This is a genomic window from Enterococcus sp. SMC-9 (assembly GCF_021011285.1).
In the GTDB taxonomy this organism is placed as follows: Bacteria; Bacillota; Bacilli; order Lactobacillales; family Enterococcaceae; genus Enterococcus_C; species Enterococcus_C montenegrensis.
This window is the reverse complement of sequence record NZ_JAILYE010000001.1, coordinates 375,211-396,515: the sequence shown is the minus strand read 5'-3', so window position 1 is coordinate 396,515 and position 21,305 is coordinate 375,211. Positions and strand designations below refer to the sequence as shown.

The 21,305-nt window shown below is 37.7% G+C and carries 17 protein-coding genes; 14 read left to right on the top strand and 3 right to left on the bottom strand.

Annotated elements, in window-relative coordinates; genetic code table 11:
- Window positions 1-270: 270 nt before the first annotated feature.
- The 11 genes from secA to phoU all read left to right on the top strand — a co-directional run bounded on the left by secA (window position 271) and on the right by phoU (window position 13,204).
- Window positions 271-2,778: a preprotein translocase subunit SecA gene (secA, locus tag K4422_RS02005; protein WP_230708865.1), complete on the top strand. Its 2,508-nt coding sequence runs from the start codon at window positions 271-273 to the stop codon at window positions 2,776-2,778.
- Window positions 2,779-2,911: 133 nt separating this feature from the next.
- Window positions 2,912-4,025, top strand: a protein-coding gene (gene prfB, locus K4422_RS02000; RefSeq protein WP_230708862.1) for a peptide chain release factor 2 whose coding sequence is annotated in 2 segments (ribosomal slippage) — window positions 2,912-2,983 and window positions 2,985-4,025 — 1,113 coding nt in all. Because the reading frame shifts where the segments join, the coding sequence is not laid out codon by codon here.
- Between the two features lie 102 nt (window positions 4,026-4,127).
- Entirely contained in the window at window positions 4,128-4,814 is a 687-nt protein-coding gene (ftsE, locus tag K4422_RS01995; RefSeq protein ID WP_206903157.1) for a cell division ATP-binding protein FtsE, read from the top strand.
- Entirely contained in the window at window positions 4,807-5,691 is an 885-nt protein-coding gene (ftsX, locus tag K4422_RS01990; RefSeq protein WP_206903156.1) for a permease-like cell division protein FtsX, read from the top strand. The genes ftsE and ftsX overlap by 8 nt, the downstream gene beginning before the upstream one ends.
- Before the next feature lie 170 nt (window positions 5,692-5,861).
- Complete coding sequence (cls, locus tag K4422_RS01985; RefSeq protein WP_396139458.1) at window positions 5,862-7,313, top strand: cardiolipin synthase; 1,452 nt, start codon at window positions 5,862-5,864, stop codon at window positions 7,311-7,313.
- 498 nt (window positions 7,314-7,811) lie between these two features.
- A complete protein-coding gene (locus K4422_RS01980; RefSeq protein WP_206903155.1) occupies window positions 7,812-8,666 on the top strand; it encodes a phosphate ABC transporter substrate-binding protein PstS in 855 nt (284 codons plus the stop codon).
- Window positions 8,667-9,052: 386 nt separating this feature from the next.
- Window positions 9,053-9,973 carry a phosphate ABC transporter permease subunit PstC gene (gene pstC / locus K4422_RS01975; RefSeq protein WP_206903154.1) on the top strand — a complete coding sequence of 307 codons (921 nt, stop codon included), beginning with the start codon at window positions 9,053-9,055 and terminating at the stop codon, window positions 9,971-9,973.
- Window positions 9,973-10,857: a phosphate ABC transporter permease PstA gene (gene pstA, locus K4422_RS01970; RefSeq protein WP_206903153.1), complete on the top strand. Its 885-nt coding sequence runs from the start codon at window positions 9,973-9,975 to the stop codon at window positions 10,855-10,857. The genes pstC and pstA overlap by 1 nt, the downstream gene beginning before the upstream one ends.
- Before the next feature lie 61 nt (window positions 10,858-10,918).
- Window positions 10,919-11,725 carry a phosphate ABC transporter ATP-binding protein PstB gene (pstB, locus tag K4422_RS01965; protein WP_206903152.1) on the top strand — a complete coding sequence of 269 codons (807 nt, stop codon included), beginning with the start codon at window positions 10,919-10,921 and terminating at the stop codon, window positions 11,723-11,725.
- Between the two features lie 32 nt (window positions 11,726-11,757).
- Window positions 11,758-12,516 (top strand): phosphate ABC transporter ATP-binding protein PstB, encoded by a 759-nt coding sequence (gene pstB / locus K4422_RS01960; RefSeq protein ID WP_206903151.1) that lies wholly within the window; start codon window positions 11,758-11,760, stop codon window positions 12,514-12,516.
- A 10-nt stretch (window positions 12,517-12,526) separates the two neighbouring features.
- Complete coding sequence (gene phoU, locus K4422_RS01955) at window positions 12,527-13,204, top strand: phosphate signaling complex protein PhoU (RefSeq protein ID WP_206903150.1); 678 nt, start codon at window positions 12,527-12,529, stop codon at window positions 13,202-13,204.
- A gap of 186 nt (window positions 13,205-13,390) precedes the next feature.
- Here the strand turns inward: phoU and K4422_RS01950 are convergent, their stop codons facing one another.
- Entirely contained in the window at window positions 13,391-14,677 is a 1,287-nt protein-coding gene (locus K4422_RS01950) for an MFS transporter (protein ID WP_230708861.1), read from the bottom strand.
- Between the two features lie 219 nt (window positions 14,678-14,896).
- On the opposite strand from K4422_RS01950, the gene liaX reads away from it, so the two are divergent.
- Genes liaX through K4422_RS01935 form a run of 3 tightly spaced genes read left to right on the top strand, consistent with a single transcriptional unit; the run spans window position 14,897 to window position 17,142 of the window.
- Window positions 14,897-16,417 carry a daptomycin-sensing surface protein LiaX gene (liaX, locus tag K4422_RS01945; RefSeq protein ID WP_206903148.1) on the top strand — a complete coding sequence of 507 codons (1,521 nt, stop codon included), beginning with the start codon at window positions 14,897-14,899 and terminating at the stop codon, window positions 16,415-16,417.
- A gap of 57 nt (window positions 16,418-16,474) precedes the next feature.
- The gene (locus tag K4422_RS01940) at window positions 16,475-16,780 is read left to right on the top strand and encodes a PspC domain-containing protein (RefSeq protein WP_206903147.1); all 306 of its coding nucleotides are present in this window, start codon (window positions 16,475-16,477) and stop codon (window positions 16,778-16,780) included.
- Window positions 16,780-17,142, top strand: coding sequence for a phage holin family protein (locus K4422_RS01935; protein ID WP_206903146.1), 363 nt, complete (start codon window positions 16,780-16,782; stop codon window positions 17,140-17,142). Before K4422_RS01940 ends, K4422_RS01935 begins: the two co-directional genes overlap by 1 nt.
- Before the next feature lie 52 nt (window positions 17,143-17,194).
- Here K4422_RS01935 and icd read toward each other — a convergent pair whose 3' ends face one another.
- Both icd and acnA read right to left on the bottom strand, forming a co-directional pair.
- Window positions 17,195-18,460, bottom strand: coding sequence for an NADP-dependent isocitrate dehydrogenase (gene icd / locus K4422_RS01930; RefSeq protein ID WP_206903145.1), 1,266 nt, complete (start codon window positions 18,458-18,460; stop codon window positions 17,195-17,197).
- Between the two features lie 21 nt (window positions 18,461-18,481).
- On the bottom strand, window positions 18,482-21,169 hold the full coding sequence (gene acnA / locus K4422_RS01925; RefSeq protein WP_230708859.1) for an aconitate hydratase AcnA: 2,688 nt from the start codon (window positions 21,167-21,169) through the stop codon (window positions 18,482-18,484).
- Between the last annotated feature and the right edge of the window lie 136 nt (window positions 21,170-21,305).

Sequence of the window (21,305 nt, the reverse complement as noted above, 5' to 3'; positions counted from 1 at the left end):
AAATAAGCAAAATAGGCTTTCACAAACTTTATTATAGCGTGAAATAAAAATAAATTTCACCTAAAAGCTTGATTACGAAAAATAAAAGGTTAAATATCTTCTCATATTTTGTCTTATTTCCCTTATTTAAAAAAGATAAAATAATAAATTAGAGTAAAGCTTCTTGATTCTAATGCTAAGTATTTCATTTGTTTCAACTTAATGCTAAAATATATGGGAGAGTTTCTAATTGAAACGAGAATTGATGCAAAGAAGGGGAATTATTCACTAATGGCCAACTTTATACGTAAGTTAATTGAAAATGATAAAAAAGAATTAAAACGGTTGGATAAAATTGCCAATGAGGTCGAAACGTTTGCTGAAAAAATGGCGGCATTATCTGATCTTCAGTTAAAAGAAAAAACCGATGAATTTCGCGGACGCTATCAAAAAGGTGAAACGCTAGATCAGCTATTACCAGAGGCGTTTGCAGTTGTACGTGAAGCTGCAAAACGGGTCTTGGGGCTTTATCCTTACCATGTTCAATTAATGGGGGGGATTGTTTTACACGATGGTAATATTTCTGAAATGCGAACTGGTGAAGGGAAAACATTGACTGCAACAATGCCCGTCTACCTAAACGCCCTAAGCGGCGAAGGGGTACATGTGGTAACAGTTAACGAATACTTAGCCACTCGTGACTCGCAAGAAATGGGCGAATTGTACAATTTTCTTGGGATGACGGTTGGTTTAAACATCAACTCTAAAACACCAGAGGAAAAACGGGCTGCCTATGCTTGTGATATCACGTACTCAACGAATAATGAATTAGGTTTTGACTATTTGCGAGACAACATGGTAGTTTATCGCAATCAAATGGTGCAACGACCACTAAATTATGCTGTTGTCGATGAAGTGGACTCGATTTTAGTCGATGAAGCTAGAACACCGTTGATTATTTCTGGACAAGCTGAAAAATCAACCGCACTTTATACGCGCGCTGATAACTTTGTCAAACGCTTGAAAGAAGAGGAAGATTATAAGATTGATATTCAGTCTAAGACAATTGGGTTAACAGAAGCTGGGATTGAAAAAGCTGAAGAAAACTTTGGTCTAAAAAATCTTTATGATATTGAAAATACAGCCTTAACACATCACTTAGATAATGCATTACGCGCTAATTTCATTATGATTCGCGACTTTGATTATGTGGTACAAGAAGGAAAAGTTTTAATCGTTGACCAATTTACAGGACGGATTATGGATGGACGTCGGTATTCTGATGGCTTACACCAAGCGATTGAAGCTAAAGAAGGCGTTGAAATTGAAGATGAAACAAAAACAATGGCAACCATTACCTTCCAAAACTATTTCCGGATGTATAAAAAATTAGCCGGGATGACAGGTACAGCCAAAACCGAAGAAGAAGAATTCCGGGAAATCTACAACATGCAAGTTATCCAAATTCCAACTAACCAACCGGTAATTCGTGATGATCGAGCTGATTTGCTTTATCCAACGCTACATTCTAAATTCGATGCAGTTGTTAAAGACATTAAAGAACGTTACCGTAAAGGACAACCTGTATTAGTTGGTACCGTTGCCGTTGAAACATCAGAATTGTTATCTAACATGTTAGATAAAGAAAAAGTTCCCCATGAAGTCTTGAATGCTAAGAACCACTTTAAAGAAGCGGAAATTATTTTAAATGCCGGACAAAAAGGTGCCGTCACAATTGCAACCAACATGGCTGGTCGTGGTACGGATATTAAATTAGGTTTAGGTGTGGCAGAATTAGGCGGTTTAGCTGTTGTCGGTACTGAACGCCATGAATCACGCCGGATTGATAACCAATTACGTGGCCGTTCAGGTCGTCAAGGGGATCCAGGGGTTTCACAATTTTATTTATCCCTTGAAGATGATTTGATGAAACGTTTTGGTTCTGAACGAATTAAGGCCTTTATGGAACGTATGAACTTGGATGAAGAAGATCAAGTTATTCAAAGTAAAATGTTGACTAAACAAGTGGAATCAGCACAAAAACGGGTTGAAGGTAATAACTACGATACTCGTAAAAATGTCTTGCAATATGACGATGTAATGCGGGAACAACGTGAAGTTATTTACGGTCAACGACAAGAAGTAATTATGGAAGAAAAGGACTTGTCACAAACGCTGATGAACATGGTGAAACGTACGATAAGCCGTGTCGTAGATGCGCATACTCAAGTTGAAGATAAGAGTCAATGGAATTTAGCTGGGATTGTTGATTTTGCAGGTAACGCCATTGTTCACGAAGATAGTATCGCAGTGGCTGATCTGGAAAATAAATCACCCGAAGAAATGAAAACTTTCTTAATGGAGAAAGCACAAGCTATTTTTGATCAAAAGAAAGAGCAATTAAATAGTCAAGAACAATTATTGGAGTTTGAAAAAGTTGTTATCTTGCGGGTAGTTGACTCTAAATGGACAGACCATATCGATGCGATGGATCAATTGCGTCAATCAATTGGCCTGCGGGCTTACGGACAAAACAATCCACTCGTAGAATATCAAACTGAAGGCTATACGATGTTTGAAGATATGGTGGGGGCAATTGAATACGAAGTGACACGTCTATTTATGAAGGCTGAGATTCGTCAAAATGTGCAACGAGAGCAAGTTGCACAAGGTCAAGCGGAACAAGAAGAAGAAGTAAAACCGCAAAAACCACAACCAGTTAAAAAAGTTGGACGTAACGATCCATGTCCTTGTGGTAGCGGTAAAAAGTATAAAAATTGCCACGGCAAAAACGCATAGTTAAAATCATTCATAGACTAAGGCTGGTACGCGACTTGTACCAGCCTTATCTTTTGGTTATGATAGAACCATAAAAATATCTCTACTATAAAAAGAAAAAGCAAAAAGCTGTTTTTAACAGGAGGAATCTTCAATGGAATTAAGTGAGATGAAACAACAGTTAAGTACCATGAAAGACCAAATTCAATCATTTAGGAGGTCTCTTTGACTTAGACGAGTTGGAAGAGGATATTGCTCAAGCTGAACATCAAATGGCTGAGCCAGGTTTTTGGGATAATACAAAAAAAGCGCAAAAAGTTATTAATGAAAATAATGCTAATAAAGCAACTTATGATCAGTTTAATCAATTAGCAGCAGAAGAAGAAGAATTAGCGGTAATGGTAGAAATGTTAGAAGAAGAAGACGATTCAGAAATGAACGCAGAACTGGCAACCAGATTACCTGCGCTAAAAGAAAAATTACAAACTTATGAACTTTCTTTACTCTTAGATGAACCTTATGATCATAATAATGCAATTTTAGAACTACACCCTGGTGCTGGCGGGACAGAATCCCAAGACTGGGGAAGTATGCTTTTAAGAATGTACACCCGCTGGGCAGAAAAGCATGGTTATCAGGTAGAGACATTGGATTACCAAGCCGGTGATGAAGCAGGAATTAAAAGTGTAACCTTGTTAATTAAAGGCCATAATGCTTTTGGTTATTTAAAATCAGAGCGTGGCGTACATCGCCTAGTTCGGATTTCACCTTTTGACTCAAATGCAAGACGACATACTTCTTTTTGTTCGGTGGATGTAATGCCGGAATTAGATGATACGATTGATATCGCAATTAATCCCGATGATTTAAAAATTGACACGTATCGGGCTAGCGGTGCTGGTGGACAGCATATCAATAAAACTGAATCTGCTGTACGTATTACCCATATTCCAACAGGTGTTGTAGTGGCTAGTCAAGCGCAACGTTCCCAGTTAAAAAATAGAGAACAAGCAATGGGCATGTTAAAAGCAAAATTGTATCAACTAGAAGTTGAGAAAAAAGAACAAGAAGCAGCTGCATTAAGAGGCGAACAATTAGAAATTGGCTGGGGTTCGCAAATTCGTTCTTATGTTTTTCATCCTTATTCAATGGTTAAAGATCACCGTAATAATTACGAAACCGGAAATGTCACAGCTGTAATGGATGGTGATTTGGATGGTTTCATTGATGCCTTCTTGAAAATGAAACTACGTCAAGGTGAGGATTAATTTTCTTTTAAATGAAATCAAAATGTAAACTTGTGAAAGATTACTGCAATATTGACATGTTATAATGAGCGGGTATGAAAAAAATGAGATGGAGAGATAGCCATGATTGAAATGAAGGATGTAATGAAGAAGTACTCCAACGGTACGACTGCCATCCGTAATATCACTATCGATATTGATCAAGGTGAATTTGTCTATGTGGTCGGACCTTCCGGCGCTGGGAAATCAACCTTTATTAAATTGATGTATCGGGAAGAAAAAGCTACCAAGGGCGTTTTAAACGTTGCTGGTTATGATTTATTAAACATCAAAAACAAAGAAGTTCCTTTGTTGCGCCGAGAAATCGGGGTAGTTTTCCAAGATTATAAATTATTGCCAAAAAAAACAGTCTATGAAAATGTTGCCTATGCAATGCAAGTAATTGGACGTAAGCCACGAGATATCAAAAAACGGGTAATGGAAGTTTTGGATTTAGTTGGTTTAAAACATAAAGTCCGTGTTTTCCCAAGTGAGTTATCTGGTGGGGAACAACAACGGGTTTCCATCGCGCGGGCAATTGTGAATACACCTAAAGTATTAATCGCCGATGAACCAACTGGTAACTTGGATCCAGAAAATTCATGGGAAATTATGAAACTATTGGATCGGATTAATGGACAAGGAACGACAATTGTAATGGCTACCCATAATAGTACAATTGTAAATACGATTAGACATCGGGTTATTGCAATTGAAAATGGACGCATTATTCGCGACCAAGCGGAAGGAGAATACGGCTACGATGATTAGAACTTTTTTCCGCCACTTATTGGAAAGTATTAAAAGCTTAAAACGTAACGGCTGGATGACAATTGCTTCTGTCAGTGCGGTTACCATTACCCTGACCTTAGTTGGTGTCTTTATGGGTGTTATTATGAATGCTACGAAATTGGCACAAGATATTGAAAAAAATGTGGACGTTTCTGTCTTTGTTGATATTGGAACCAAACAACCTGATATGGATAAATTAAAAACCGAACTAGAAGGATTGGATCATGTTAAAGGGGTACATTTTTCTAGTAAAGCTGATGAATTGAAAAAAATTCAAGACGCGATGGGGGATGCGTGGCAACAATTTGAAGGGGATAGTAATCCGCTTTATGATGTTTATGTTGTGAGTGCAGAAAATCCTAAATATACAAAGACAATTTCAAAAGAAGCTGGAAATTTAAGCAATGTTTTCCGGGCAGATTATGGTGGTACCAACTCAGATCGAATCTTTAAAATTGCCGATGCAATTAAAACATGGGGCTTGGCTGCAGCAGTCTTGCTAGTTTTTGTCGCAATGTTCTTAATTTCCAATACGATTCGAATTACCATTTTATCCCGTCAAAGAGAAATTCAAATTATGCGTCTAGTAGGCGCCAAAAACGGTTATATCCGTTGGCCATTCTTTTTAGAAGGTGGTTGGATTGGCTTACTTGGTTCAGTCGTACCCGTATTGATTATGGTATTTGGTTACAATCAAGTTTACCGTTGGGTTAACCCGTCTTTATTACGTTCAAACTATAGTTTATTAGCACCGGACACTTTTACTTGGCAAATTTGTCTTTTAATGGTGGTTGTCGGTGTGGTTATTGGTTCAATTGGTTCGGTGATGTCTATGCGCCGTTTCCTAAAAGTTTAAAAACTCTTTACGACCGGTTTTTAGCCGGTCGTTTTTTTTTTTGACCATAAGGCAAGTATAAAATTTTCAGATAAGGTATAAAAATCAGTTGTATTGTGTTGTTCTTTACTTTGTTTGCTAAGTCCGCTATCCTTTATAAGGAGAATTCAAATGAAGTAAGGAGAAAAAAGGTGTTGGATTATCTTACCCAAAACATATCGACTATTTTAGTAATCGCCAATATGCTTTTGTCTTTTATTATCATTTTTCGAGAACGAAAACAAACAGCGCAAACATGGGCATGGCTTTTGGTTTTGATGTTTATTCCCGTGTTAGGTTTCATTTTGTATATTTTCTTTGGGCGGGGAATTTCCAAAGAGAAAATCTTTGACTTGAAAATGCAAGGAAAAGTTGGGATGAATGTTGAAATTGAGGAGCAGCGACAAGCCTTAATGCGGAATTTATTTCCCCATCCTAATACTGCGCAAGTGGATGTTAAGCAAATTGTTTATATGCTCACTGTTTTTGAACGGTCCTTATATACAACAACGAATGATGTACAATTATTTACCGATGGCCGTCAGAAATTTGATCGTTTGATTCAAGATATCGATGCGGCTAAAAATCATATTCATATGCAATACTACATTTATCGAAGTGATAATCTCGGCGTAGAAGTTCGAGATGCACTAACGCGGGCAGCCAAAAGAGGAGTAAAAGTAAGAGTTTTGTTGGATGCATGGGGGTCTACCCAAGTCAGCTTGAATTTTTTTAGTGAGTTAAAAGAAGTCGGAGGCGAGGTCTCTTTATTCTTTCCTCTTTTTGTCCCCTACATCAATCCCCGTATTAATTACCGAAACCACCGCAAAATTGTGGTGATAGATGGAACGATCGGCTATACAGGTGGCTTTAATGTGGGAGATGAATATTTAGGGATTGTAGAGAAATTTGGCTATTGGCGGGATAATCATTTGCGCATCTTTGGTCCAGCGGTCTATTCTTTGCAAAACCGATTTTTAATGGATTGGAACTCACAACATAAAAATGAAGTGTTATTTGCAGAAGATTATTTTCCTGTAGTTGAAGCCAGTGGAAACGTGCCAATTCAAATTATTACCAGTGGCCCTGACTCAGAATATGAGCAAATCAAAATGACATATTTGAAAATGATTGGTATGGCAAAAAAAGAAATTCTTATTCAAACACCGTATTATATTCCCGACGAATCCATTCACGAAGCCTTAAAATTAGCGTTGTTATCTGGGGTTCATGTGCAAATTCAAATTCCCAATAAACCAGATCATCCCCTCGTGTATTGGGCAACTTATTCTTTTGCTGCGGAATTATTGGAATATGGGGCGGTGATTGAAACTTATGAAAATGGTTTTATGCACGCTAAAACAATGATTATTGATGCTGGAATTGTTTCCGTTGGGTCAGCCAATATTGATGTGCGTTCTTTTCGACTGGATTTTGAAGTGAACGCTTTATTATATGATGAGAAAATGGCGGCTAAAGTACGACAGGCTTTCTATAATGATTCCTTAAAATCCAAGCTTGTGACAAAAGAATTGTACAACAAACGAAGCGTGATAGTGAAATTTAAAGAAGGTTTGGCACGCTTGATTTCCCCCTTGCTATAAAAAAGCTGAGGAATCATTTACCCTTGAGCCATAAAACCAGGATTTGCTGGAATGTTTTTTCATTTGCGCAATTTTTGATTTATGGCTCAGGGAGTTAGTTAGAAAAGCTGGACAGAGCTAGAGCAGCCAACCAATTTTTTCTTGTAAAAATTTATCCTTTTTTTCTAGATAAAAAAAAGACCGGCAGTCGGCCAGTCTTTGCTTTCATTTCACTGCATATGGGGAGAATGCTGTTGAAATGGTGAAAAGTGAAGTTAATCTTGATTTGGGGTATTTCTTATTTTGGGGAAGTAAGAAAGAATCAATTATCAAATGACACTTTTCACAAAATAGTATAGCATAGTAAAAAATAACTGGGTAGTATTTTTGTAACCCTTGCCAACGGCAGCTAAAAATTTTTCATTTAAATGGCTGTCACTTAATGTTAAAATAATGACTATCGATAAAAGACTTGAATACGTAATGTAAATTACAAGGATGAAAGACAAGGAGCAGATGATGAAAAAAGCATTATTATTTGTAGCATCTTGTAGCCTATTATTGGCTCTGACGGGTTGTGCAAAATGGATTGATCGTGGTGAGTCAATTACCGCCGTAGGATCATCGGCGTTACAACCTTTAGTGGAAACGGTCGCCGAAGAATATCAAAATAAATATCCAGGTAAATTTGTAAACGTTCAAGGGGGCGGCAGCGGGACTGGTTTAAGTCAAGTACAATCAGGTGCCGTTGAAATTGGGAATTCAGATTTATTCGCTGAAGAAAAATCCGGCATTAAAGCCAAAGATTTAGTTGACCACAAAGTTGCAGTAGTGGGAATTACACCGATTGTAAATAAAGGTGTGGGCGTTGATGCGTTGACGATGACACAATTGCGGGATATCTTTTTAGGGAAAATTACCAATTGGCAAGAAGTTGGCGGTAAAAATCAAAAGATTGTCATTTTAAACCGAGCTGCTGGTAGTGGCACGCGGGGAACTTTTGAAAAATGGGTGTTGGATGGAAAAACTGCTATTCGCGCTCAAGAACAAGACTCTAGCGGAATGGTACGTCAAATTGTTGCAGATACTCCGGGGGCAATTAGCTATGTGGCCTTTTCTTATGTAACAAAAGATGTGGCGACTATAAAAATTGACGGTATCACACCAACTGATGAAAATGTTACAACCAATGATTGGAAAATTTGGGCCTATGAACACATGTATACAAAAGGAAAACCAACCAAGTTAACCGAGGACTTTTTAGCTTATATTTTATCAGATGATGTCCAAAAAAATATTGTCGGAAAATTAGGCTATCTTCCTGTTTCAGGTATGAAAGTTGAACGAGACTGGGAAGGTAATGTGATTAATTAAGGAGTTTTTACAAAACACTTTGTCTATGAGACAAGGTGTTTTTTTATAGGGATAGGATAACATTTTCCTAAGAATAAATCGCTTTACAGCAGACTACTTCAAGCAGGCTTTAGCTACAAACTTTTGTCGATTGTAAGTAAGAGTCTGCGAAGCTTTTTATCAATTTGTCAGCATATTTGCCTATTTGGAAGAATGAAAAAGAAAAGGATTTTTTTGACTCAAAAAATTTAAAAAGCAAAAATCGTAAAGTTTACACAAAATTTACAATAAGTTAAAAGCAAATTGACTTTGACGAGGTAGACTGTACAAGTGTGAAAGTATGTCACAAAACCTCTAACAAAAAAATAAATGAGTATAATACGTGAAGTATTAAGGAGGAATTCTTTTTGGAAGATGTAAAAAAAGCACTACTAACCAAATCGAAACGGGCTAAAATGGAAACGCGAGGTAAAATAATTAGTTTTTTATGTATCGCTTTAATTGTTCTAGTGGTTTTATCAATTTTTTATTTTGTCGCCAGTAAAGGTTTGGCAACTTTTTTCACCGATAAAATTAATCTATTTGACTTTTTATTTGGAACCCAGTGGAATCCAAGTCAATTAGGGGCAGATGGAAAACCAATGGTAGGAGCACTTCCAATGATTGCAGGCTCTTTTATCGTTACTTTTTTATCCGCAATTGTTGCAACACCTTTTGCCATTGGGGCAGCAGTTTTTATGACTGAAATTTCTCCAAAGCAAGGACAAAAGATATTACAGCCAGTTATTGAATTACTTGTTGGGATCCCTTCGGTTGTTTATGGTTTTATCGGCTTGTCTGTCATCGTACCGGCCGTCCGTTCGGTCTTTGGTGGCACAGGTTTTGGTATTTTGGCGGGAACATTTGTCTTATTTATTATGATTTTACCGACCGTAACAACGATGACCGTTGATGCGTTAAAAGCAGTCCCAAGACATTATCGGGAAGCATCTTTGGCATTAGGGGCAACGCGTTGGCAAACGATTTATAAAGTGGTTTTACGTGCAGCTGTGCCGGGAATTTTAACGGCCGTAGTTTTTGGTATGGCGCGAGCTTTTGGAGAAGCACTAGCCATTCAAATGGTAATTGGTAATGCGGCTTTAATGCCAAACAGTTTAGTAACGCCTGCATCCACTTTGACATCGATTTTAACGATGGGAATTGGGAATACGATTATGGGAACAGTGGAAAATAACGTCTTATGGTCATTAGCACTCATCTTATTATTAATGTCATTAATCTTTAATATTGTTATTCGTTTAATCGGGAAGAAAGGGGCCTTGAAATAATGAATGCAAAACGTTCTGATAAAATTGCAACTGGCGTTTTATACGCAATTTCTGGTATTATCGTTTTGATTTTAGCCTCTTTACTTTTATATATTTTAGTCAGGGGCGTCCCCCATATTTCATGGGATTTTTTAACACAACCTTCTAAAGCCTACCAAGTTGGTGGTGGGATTGGTATTCAGTTGTTTAACTCGTTTTATTTACTTTTTATTACGATGCTGATTAGTTTTCCGATTTCTCTTGGCGCAGGAATTTATTTATCTGAATATGCCCAAAAAAATTGGATTACAGATGTGATTCGGACGTCAATTGAGATTTTAAGTTCACTACCTTCAGTTGTAGTTGGTTTATTTGGCTTCTTAGTTTTTGTTATCCAGTTTGAATATGGCTTTTCGATTTTATCAGGTGCTTTGGCATTAACTTTCTTTAACTTGCCACTTTTAACCAGAAACGTCGAAGAATCTTTACAAGCGGTTCATTATACGCAACGAGAAGCAGGGCTTGCTTTAGGTCTGTCTCGTTGGGAAACCGTGACACGTATTGTTGTACCTGAGGCAACACCGGGAATTTTAACTGGGGTGATTTTGAGCTCAGGCAGAATCTTTGGTGAAGCGGCGGCTTTGATTTACACAGCTGGACAAAGCGCCCCTGCCCTTGACTTTACCAACTGGAATCCTTTAAGTGTTTCCAGTCCGATTAGTATTTTCCGGCAAGCTGAAACATTGGCTGTCCATATTTGGAAAATCAATACAGAAGGTACTATGCCTGACGGCGCGGCCGTTTCGGCGGGAGCTTCTGCGGTATTAATTATCGCGGTATTGCTCTTTAACTTCGGCGCGCGGGCAGCGGGTAAACGACTATACAAAAAAATGACTTCAGCATAAAATGTGTCCAATTAACAATAAGACAGAAAAAATCCTTACATTTTAAACAAGGAGAAATGTTATGAGTGCCTATAATTTAGAAGATCGCCACATTATTACATTAAATGAAAACCAAGAAAAAGCTTTATATACAGATGACTTACATGTTTGGTATGGTCAAAACGAAGCGATTAAAGGTGTCGATTTAGAATTTGAAAAAAATAAGATTACTGCTTTAATCGGACCTTCTGGTTGCGGTAAATCAACCTATCTACGCTCATTAAATCGGATGAATGACGGTATTGCCAATACGAAAGTTACCGGTAAAATTATGTATAAAGGCGTAGATGTTAATCAACCAAACGTTGATGTGTATGAAATGCGTAAAAGGATTGGCATGGTATTTCAACGTCCCAACCCTTTTTCAAAATCTATTTATGAAAATATTACCTTTGCCTTAAAGCGTCATGGTGAAAAAGACAAGAAAAAATTAGATGAAATTGTAGAAACTAGTTTGAAACAAGCCGCTTTATGGGATCAAGTTAAGGATAGTTTGAATAAAAGTGCCTTGGCGTTATCTGGGGGCCAACAACAACGCTTGTGTATTGCAAGAGCGATTGCGATGAAACCAGACATTTTATTGTTGGATGAACCTGCCAGTGCCCTGGATCCAATTTCAACCGGTACGGTTGAAGAAACGTTAGTAAACTTAAAAGAAAACTATACGATTATTATCGTGACACACAATATGCAACAAGCTGCCCGAATTAGTGACTACACATCATTTTTCTACTTGGGCAAAGCGATTGAGTACGATGAAACCCGTAAAATCTTTACGCGGCCGAAAATTAAAGCCACCGAAGATTATGTTTCCGGGCACTTTGGTTAACAGCAAGTTTAATAGGATTATGGAGGAATAAAATGTCAGATGTAATAATCCAGTCAAAAGATTTACACTTGTACTACGGTGAAAAAGAAGCCTTAAAAGGGATATCCCTTGCAATTAATAAAGGTGAAATTACTGCGATGATCGGACCTTCTGGTTGCGGCAAGTCAACATATCTGCGTTCTTTAAACCGGATGAATGATCTAATTCCAAACGTGACGATTACTGGTAATGTCATCTATAAAGGAAAAGATATTTATGCGCCAAAACAAGATACGGTTGAATTGAGAAAAGAAATCGGCATGGTTTTCCAACAACCCAATCCTTTTCCTTTTTCGATTTACGAAAACGTTATTTATGGGTTAAAATTAAAGGGTGAAAAAGATAAACAAAAACTCGATCAAGTAGTTGAGGAAAGTTTAAAAGCAGCTTCTGTATGGGATGATGTCAAAGATAAACTACATACCAGTGCTTTATCTTTGTCTGGCGGTCAACAACAACGGGTTTGTATCGCCCGCGTATTAGCTGTAAATCCTGAAATTATTTTATTGGATGAGCCTACTAGTGCACTAGATCCAATTTCTTCAGGGAAGATTGAAAATACGTTGTTAGAACTAAAAGAAAACTATACTATGATTATGGTTACTCATAACATGTCACAGGCATCGCGAATTTCAGATAAGACAGCCTTTTTCTTAGATGGTAATTTAATCGAATTTGACGATACAAAGAAAATCTTTTTACAACCGGGTAAAAAAGAAACAGAAGACTATATCTCAGGAAGATTTGGCTAGGAGGGAAAACATGTTACGGACACAATTTGAAGAAGAATTATTAAACTTGCATAACCAGTTTTATGAAATGGGGATGATGGTGAGTTCTGCTGTTCATAAATCCGTGCGAGCTTTTATTAAGCACGATAAAGAGCTGGCAAATGAAGTAATCGACAATGATGAAGCCATCAACGACATGGAAGTAAAACTAGAGAAAAAAAGTTTTGAAATGATTGCCTTACAACAACCAGTAACTACCGATTTGCGTATGATCATTACGGTCATGAAAGCAAGTTCTGATTTAGAAAGAATGGCTGACCATGCTGTTTCAATTGCAAAATCAACGATTCGCGTAAAAGGTGAAACACGGATTGCGGAAATTGAAAAAGATATTTCTGACATGTCTGACTACGTCAAGAAAATGGTAGATAATGTTTTAGTTGCCTACGTTAAAACCAATGAAAAAGATGCCCGTATGATTGCACAAATGGATCAGCGGATCAACGATTACTATGCTTCGATTTATGAAAAAACCATCATCAGCATGAAAGAAAATCCTGAAACTGTCATCAGTGGTACCGACTATTTGTCAGTTGCCCAATATTTGGAACGAATTGGGGATTATGTAACCAATATTTGTGAATGGATTGTTTATCTTGCAACCGGGAAAATCACCGAATTAAATTCCAATCATGATGAGAGTTTCTAAATAAAAATACTAAGCTAAACTTTTCTTGCTGTCATGACGTCAGTTTTAGAATCTTTTGATTTTAGTAACTTGAATTTCTAACCATACTAAAAACACCACAATTCAGCTTTGCAGATAATTTTGCTTGGCGATGATTTGTTGGTGTTTTTATTTTGTAAGTATGAAAGCTAAGTAGCGGTGCTCGTTTTAATCACCGTCAACTTCTGGCTGTTTTTCATTAGCAAGGGCGGCCTTTAAAGTCTGATCATAATTGCGGGCTACAGGTAAAAACAAGTTTATCAAACCACACAGCACCGTACCAACTCCAGCGATTAAAAATAATTTTTCAACGCCCAATTGATCGGCTAAAGGGCCAGCAAAAATTAAACCCACCGGTCCAGTGATACTCATAATGGCGTTTAGCACGCCTAAAACCCGACCTAAATATTGCGGTTTATAACTTTGTTGAATCATGGCCATTAATAAAGTGTTGAAAAAAGGTGTGGCTAGACCACAAAGAGCATTTAATAAAATGAAGTAAAAGAAGCCCTTTTGATTTCCTGGGAGATAACCACAGATAATGTAGCTAATTCCGATAATAAAATAAGCTAGTAAGATTGGCTTCATGCGATCTTGCCATTTGCCAAAAATCCCGATTACAATCCCACCAGCTAACATTCCGACAGAATAAATGACTTCAATTAAACCAGCTTGTTGAATTGTTCCTTGAAAATAGGTTAACGTCATGAGAGGATACATACTTACAGCCGGCATAAAAAGCAGAGTAAAAAATGTACCGATTAAAGTAATGGCCCACAAACCTTTATTTTCAATTAAAAGTTTAAACCCCAACTTACTGTCAGTTAAAAGATGGACCGCTTCTCCTTGCGTTTTAATTTTAGGAATTGTAACTTGTAACAGTAGACTAATCCCTAAAACAGCACCTAAAACATCCAATAAAATTAGAACATTCATTGGGATAACAGCAAATAAATAAGCACCTAGGGCAGGGGCAATAATCATATTAGCTGAACTGACCATCCCAAGTTGCCCGTTGACTCGGGTAAGCTCTGTGTTAGGTACCATAGTTGGTAAAATGGATTGAATTGTAGGCATTTGAAAGGTTTGTGCGACAGAACGGATAAATAAAGAAACAAAAACCAGCCACAGAGGAAAATCTTTGGTAAAGGTGCCAACAAAAGATAAAAGTAAGGCAAACATGGCTACGATTAAGTCGGTTACAATGAGTAATTTTTTCTTATTTAAGCGATCGACAAAAGGGCCGACAAAAGGACTTAATAAAACCATTGGTAGCATCCCTAGTAAAGTCGCAAAACTTAATACTGTTGCGGAACCGGTTTTTTCAGTTAAATACCAGATAATGGCGTATTGTACGACCATACTGGTAATACCTGATAAAAATTGCCCAGATAAAAAGAAGATAATGTTTTTTTGCCAGTTTAAACTGGCGTTTGGTGATGATTTATTAGCCATTAAAATTCCCTCGTTTTCTTTGTTTACCGTTATTTTATCCTGTTTGAATCCCAGTTACAATCTTTTGATAGCTTTTTTCAAGTGTTTTTAGTAGTGTAAGAAACTTTGGCTTGAGGTGGAGAAAAAGTTACGTCTTAAGTCCTATGACAAGTTGGCGTAAAGAAGGCATAATATACGTGTAAGGAAAACTTGCAAATAATAATTAAGGAGGCAATTTCCATGAATGAAAGAGAACGAATTTTGGATTTAGTGAAAAAAGGTGTGCTTTCAACGGAAGAAGCCTTGGATTTGCTGGAAAGCATGGCAACTGCCAGAGACGAAAAACAAATCAAGCAGGCTAGTAAAACAATTCATGCCGATAATGCCAATACTGTAGAAGATAACCATGATACTGCTGATGAAAAATCAGCTGCCGAAAAAGAAGTTGAAGATATTTTAGATAATTTAGCCACAGAAGCGGGCAAAGCTTCGGCTGAACTAGATGAACTAAATGTAGAAATTGCGGGTGTCAAAGACCAACTAACCGAAGTTCGCCACGCTTTAATGGAGTACAACACAAAAGAAGAGTTGGAAATATTAAGTGAGGCAGAAGTAGCCGAACGTCAATTGCTAGAAGAAGATATTAAAGATTTAGAATCTTCTTTAGATGATTTGATTGCGGAAAAAGTTGCGTTAGAAGCACAATTAAAAGACATTAAAAAAGATCAATGGCAAGAAGCCAAAGATAAGATTTCGGCTAAAATTGATTTACCAGATGATTGGAAAGAACAAGCAACTGATGCAATCAATCAAGCTGGAGAAAAAATGGCTGAAGCAGGAACCCACTTAGGTCGCTTTTTAAAGCAAACTTTCCAAACCGTTTCAGAAACTGTGAATGATAACGTGGAGTGGAAAGATATCAATTTAAAAGTTCCTGGTGTTGCGACTACAAAATTTGAACACACATTTGAATACCCTGAAACAGCAGCTAGCATTTTGGATGTTAAAGTTGCAAACGGAAATATTCGTTTTGAAATGTGGGAAGAAGACAGCGTCAAAGTAGATGCTAAAATTAAACTCTACGGCAAAATGAATGAAGCAACTCCTTTTGAAGCGTTTGAAGCTCGCAGTAAAATTGATGTGGATGATGAACATATCTCTTTTCAAGTGCCCAATAAACGAGTACGGGCTGATTTAGTCTTCTATTTACCAAAACGAATTTACGATCATGTTTCAATCCGTTTATTAAATGGGGATGTGACCGTTAAAGAATTGGATGCAAAAGATGTTTATACGAAATCAACTAACGGAAACATCGAATTTCAAACGGTTAATGCCACAATGCTGGAAATTGAAGGCGTCAATGGCGCAATTGATGTATTTAAAGGTAGCATTCTAGATAGTATTATTGAAACAGTCAACGGGACTGTAACGATGACGACTACACCGCAAACATTAGGAGTCTCCTTGGTTAATGGTGATGTTCGCTTAACTTTTAAAGAAAATAATTTGAAAAAAGCGAATGCCAGCTCTGTAAATGGCAATGTTAAAATTGCTTTACCACCAACACTGGGTGTGGAAGGAAATGCCAGAACAAGTTTGGGGAGTATTAATTCACGAATGTCAGCTTATGATGTTGTCAGAGAGAAAAAAGAAAAAATGAATCAAATGCTACAATTTCGTCGTATCAGTGAAGATGAAGTTGCCCATGTAGAATTAACGACTACAACTGGCAATATCTTCTTGAAAGATGCCGATTAAAACAAAAGACAAATCAAAACATGCTAGTGTATTATATAGAGGATAGAGGTGAGAATGATGAAAAAAAGACTGACAAAATCAAGTAATAATGTTGTGTTGACAGGAACTTTGGGAGGAATTGCTGAATTCTTCGGCATTGATCCAACCATCGTACGTGTAATCTTTGTGTTCTTCACTTTGTTTGGTGTTGGCTCAACAATTCCTTTATATATTATCCTGGCGATTATCATGCCTTCTGGGCGTAGTAATCAAAGTGGTTATGGACAATCAAAACGCAACTATCATCCAAATTACAGTGAGCCTAAAGAACGTCCAAGAAAACCAGCTGAAAAAATTGACGATGACGATTGGAGTGATTTCTAATGACTTACTTCCAACGTTTAGTAGTGAATACATTGACGTTTATTGCCCTGGCAGTTTTACTGCCAGGGATGGTTCATGTTAGTAGTTGGCTCATGGCTTTAGTCGCGAGTTTCGTTTTGTCCATTTTAAATGGCTTTGTAAAGCCGATTCTTTCGCTATTGTCACTACCTTTGACGTTTTTGACACTGGGCCTTTTCAGTTTTGTCATAAATGCAGCAATGTTAAAGTTAACGTCAACTTTTGTTGGTGAAATGAACTTTGGTTTTTCATCTTTTGGCGCTGCGATTATGGTGGCTGTAATTATGTCGTTGGTAAATATGATCGTAACGGAACACAATATGCAAAAATATCAAGATGATTAAAAAATCCCGACCTTTTTGGTCGGGGTTTTTGTTTTATCAAAATTTTGCTGTATTATGCTTCTTCAATAAGCTTTTGCAAATGAGCACCGAATTGTGCTGTCGTTTGTAAAGTTGCTGCAGGTAACATCGCAGCAAAATCAGCAGTTACGTAACCTTGTGCCAGAGCTTTTTCAATGGCAGCTGTGATTAAAGCACCCGCTTTAGAGCAGTCTAAATAATCGAGCAGCATGACAGCAGAAAGTAATAATGAACAAGGATTAGCTTTTCCTAAGCCCGCAATATCTGGAGCAGTCCCGTGGGTCGCTTCAAAAATAGCATGACCGGTATTGTAGTTAATATTAGCACCTGGGGCAATTCCAATCCCGCCCACTTGCGCTGCCAGTGCGTCAGAAATGTAGTCACCATTTAAATTGCAGGTAGCGATAACAGAAAAATTAGCGGGATTTAGTAAAATTTGTTGTAAAAAATTATCAGCGATAACATCGTTGACGATAATTTTATGTGTCATCGCTTCATTTAACGCGTTTGTGGCTGCTTCTTTGCCATCTTTTAATAAGATACTTTGGTATTGATTCATTGTAAAACAATAATCAGCATATTTTGTTTCCGCCAGTTCGTAGCCCCATTTTTTAAAACCGCCTTCGGTAAATTTCATGATGTTTCCTTTATGAACTAAAGTAACGGTTGGTAATTTTTGTGTGATAGCATACTCAATTGCTGCACCAATTAACCGTTGACTGCCTTCTTTTGAAATTGGTTTAATTCCAATCGCACTGGTTTTGGGAAAACGAATTTTTGTTACATCAAATTGGTTTGTTAAAATTTCAATTAATTCTTTAACCTCAGGGCTATCTTTTTCAAATTCAATTCCAGCATACACATCTTCGGTATTTTCACGAAAAATCACCATGTCTGTTTTTTCTGGTTCTTTCAGCGGGCTTGGTATGCCAGTAAAGTAGCGAACTGGCCGCACACAAGCAAATAAATCCAGTTCTTGGCGTAAAGCGACATTTAAAGAGCGGATGCCGCCTCCCACGGGTGTTGTTAAGGGACCTTTTAGTGCAACTTTTGCTTCATAAATTGCGTGTAATGTTTCTTTTGGTAACCATTCACCGGTTTTTTCAAAGGCTTTCTCACCAGCTAAAACTTCTTGCCAAATAATTTTTTTGCGCCCTTGATAGGCCTTATTGACTGCGGCATCTATGACAGGGTACGTTGCCTGCCAGATCTCTTTACCAATGCCATCACCTTCTATAAAGGGGATAACAACATGATTTGGAATTTGTAATTTTTTGTTTACTACTGAAATTTTTTCCATGAATACCTCCTATGAAATGTTTTAAGCGTCTAATTTTTTACGAATCACCATAGGTAAAATTCCTTGGTTTTGCCAATAACGAATATCAGCTGGTGCATCAAACCGTAATTTAGCAGAAAAATTGATTGTGCTACCATCACTTTTTTTAGCGACTATTGGAACAATAGCGCCAACTTGTGGTGTTTTGTCTAATAAAATACTGAAATTCTCACTACCGTCTAGTCCCAGACTACAAGCATTTTGATTGGCAAGATATTCGAGTGGAATAATTCCCATCATCACTAAGTTGCTGCGATGAATCCGTTCAAAACTTTCGGCTAAAACAGCTTTAACTCCTAATAGTTGTGGTCCTTTAGCCGCCCAATCACGAGAAGAGCCCATTCCGTAATCTTTTCCTGCTAAAACAATGGTACCTTGATTTTTGCCCTGGTAATACATTGCAGCATCATAAATAGACATCGCTTCACCTGTGGGTTGCAATCGCGTGTAACCACCACTTTTTTCTGGTATTAATTGGTTTTGCAAACGAATATTGGCAAATGTTCCCCGCATCATAATTTCATGATTGCCACGACGCGCACCATAAGAATTAAAATCAGCAACACCAACGCCAAGCGTCTGTAAGTAACGACCAGCTGGAGTATCCAGTGCTATGGCACCAGCAGGAGAAATATGATCGGTTGTAACCGAATCGCCCAGTTTTGCCAAAACGGCTAAATTGGTTAAGCTGCTAACATCAGATAACTCTTTTTTGAGATTGTCAAAAAATGGTGGATTTGCGATATAAGTTGAGTCATCCTCCCACGTGTAACAATCACTAACAGAGGTTTTAATAGCGTTCCAACGCTCGTTTGCATCAAAAAGATTGCCATAGGCTGCCTTGAAAGTTTTAGGACTGATAAAATCAGCAATCGCTTGATTAATCTCTGCACTTGTTGGCCAAATATCTTTTAACATAATATTTTTGCCACAAGTGTCGTAGCCTAATGGTTCGCACGTCAAATCTTTTTGCATTGTTCCTGCAAGTGCATAGGCTACGACAAGTGGTGGAGAGGCCAGATAATTTGCTTTGATTAGTGGGTGAATACGTCCTTCAAAATTGCGATTTCCCGATAAGACCGAAGTTGTCAAAAGATCATTTTCCTCAATGGCGCGACTAACATTTTCTTGTAAAGGTCCTGAATTTCCGATGCAAGTTGTACAGCCATAACCTACTAAGTGAAAGCCTAACTTTTCCAAATAAGGTAAGAGACCACTTTTAGTTAAATAGGCTGTTACAATTTTTGAACCTGGGGCAAGAGAAGTTTTGACATAGTCTGGTACTGTTAAACCCTTTTCAACTGCTTTTTTAGCTAACAAGCCAGCTGCTAACATGACGGAGGGATTACTCGTATTGGTACAACTAGTAATAGCAGCTAATACGACTGCCCCAGTTTGCAAAGATTTTGTTTGATTGTCACAGGTCATAAGTGGCACTGATTTATTTAATGTAATTTCTGGCAGACCAAAGCCTTTAGGTCCAACCGTACTACTGACGCTTTCTTTAAAATCTGTGGCTGCTTTAGATAGGACAATGCGGTCTTGCGGTCGTTTAGGTCCGGCTAATGATGGCTCAACTTGGTTTAAATCTAAGTCAACTACTTTGGTGTAGTTTATTTTATCTGCATCGTTTAAAAAAAGTCCGTTAGCTGTGGCATAGTCTTTTACTAGCGCAATTAAATTCTCGTTACGACCGGTTAGAGCTAAATAAGCTAAAGTTTCTTCATCAATGGGGCAATAGCCACAAGTGGCACCGTATTCTGGCGCCATGTTGGCAATGGTCGCGCGATCGGATAAACTTAGCGTTTTGTAACCACTGCCAAAAAATTCAACAAATTTTCCGACCACATTTTCTTTTCGTAGTTTTTCTGTAACCGTCAATGCTAAATCAGTTGTAGTTGTTCCGGCTGCTAAAGTGCCAGAAAGATTTACACCAATAACTTCTGGGGCTGGAAAATAAGAAGCTTCTCCTAAGATTGCTGCTTCTGCTTCAATTCCCCCCACGCCCCAACCTAAAACACCTAAGCCGTTGATCATGGTGGTGTGGGAATCTGTCCCTTGTAGTGTGTCAGGAAAAATAAGTGCATCTTCAGCATCATTTTCTTTTTTTACCAAAACAACATTCGACAAGGCTTCAATGTTGACTTGATGAATAATACCAGTTTCTGGCGGAACTACTTCGAAATTTTGAAAAGAACTTTGTGCCCATTTCAAAAATTGATAGCGTTCAGTGTTACGTTCAAATTCTTTTGCAGTGTTATAACTCAGTGCTTCTGCAGATTTTGCGCAATCTACTTGAAGGGAATGATCCACTACAAGAGAAACAGGAATGGCTGGATTAATTTGATTTGCATCGCCACCAAGAGCTACCAGTGCATCTCGCATTGCGGCCAGGTCTACGACAGCTGGAACGCCGGTAAAATCTTGTAAAATGACGCGGGCAGCTTTGAAGGGGATTACTCCTGTTGGTTTTTCTGCTTGCCAATTGGCTAAAGCAGCTACATCTGTTTGTGTAATATCTTCGTCTACATTACGGGCGACACTTTCTAAAAGGATGCGAATTGCATAAGGTAGTTTTTTTAGGTCACTATTAAATGTTGCACAAACCTTTTTCAAATCACAATAACGATACGTTTTCTCTGCTACCTTTAGCTGATTTCTCCAGTTCATAAAAACACCCCATTCACGATAATTAGCATAATTATACGTTTTTCTGAAAAGAAAGTAAATATAAAATTATTTATGTTTTTTTCAATAAAAGCGTGTTATAATCATTTTTAACGATTTTTTAGCAGATAATCGCAAT

What these genes read in the sequence shown, in the direction of transcription:
- K4422_RS01980 (WP_206903155.1), top strand. Translation starts at nt 7,812, where the DNA reads ATGAAAAAAGCATTATTATTTGTAGCATCTTGTAGCCTATTATTGGCT.
- acnA (WP_230708859.1), bottom strand. Translation starts at nt 21,169, where the DNA reads ATGAACTGGAGAAATCAGCTAAAGGTAGCAGAGAAAACGTATCGTTAT.
- phoU (WP_206903150.1), top strand. Translation starts at nt 12,527, where the DNA reads ATGTTACGGACACAATTTGAAGAAGAATTATTAAACTTGCATAACCAG.
- pstB (WP_206903151.1), top strand. Translation starts at nt 11,758, where the DNA reads ATGTCAGATGTAATAATCCAGTCAAAAGATTTACACTTGTACTACGGT.
- ftsX (WP_206903156.1), top strand. Translation starts at nt 4,807, where the DNA reads ATGATTAGAACTTTTTTCCGCCACTTATTGGAAAGTATTAAAAGCTTA.
- K4422_RS01940 (WP_206903147.1), top strand. Translation starts at nt 16,475, where the DNA reads ATGAAAAAAAGACTGACAAAATCAAGTAATAATGTTGTGTTGACAGGA.
- liaX (WP_206903148.1), top strand. Translation starts at nt 14,897, where the DNA reads ATGAATGAAAGAGAACGAATTTTGGATTTAGTGAAAAAAGGTGTGCTT.
- pstA (WP_206903153.1), top strand. Translation starts at nt 9,973, where the DNA reads ATGAATGCAAAACGTTCTGATAAAATTGCAACTGGCGTTTTATACGCA.
- secA (WP_230708865.1), top strand. Translation starts at nt 271, where the DNA reads ATGGCCAACTTTATACGTAAGTTAATTGAAAATGATAAAAAAGAATTA.
- pstB (WP_206903152.1), top strand. Translation starts at nt 10,919, where the DNA reads ATGAGTGCCTATAATTTAGAAGATCGCCACATTATTACATTAAATGAA.
- K4422_RS01935 (WP_206903146.1), top strand. Translation starts at nt 16,780, where the DNA reads ATGACTTACTTCCAACGTTTAGTAGTGAATACATTGACGTTTATTGCC.
- K4422_RS01950 (WP_230708861.1), bottom strand. Translation starts at nt 14,677, where the DNA reads ATGGCTAATAAATCATCACCAAACGCCAGTTTAAACTGGCAAAAAAAC.
- ftsE (WP_206903157.1), top strand. Translation starts at nt 4,128, where the DNA reads ATGATTGAAATGAAGGATGTAATGAAGAAGTACTCCAACGGTACGACT.
- icd (WP_206903145.1), bottom strand. Translation starts at nt 18,460, where the DNA reads ATGGAAAAAATTTCAGTAGTAAACAAAAAATTACAAATTCCAAATCAT.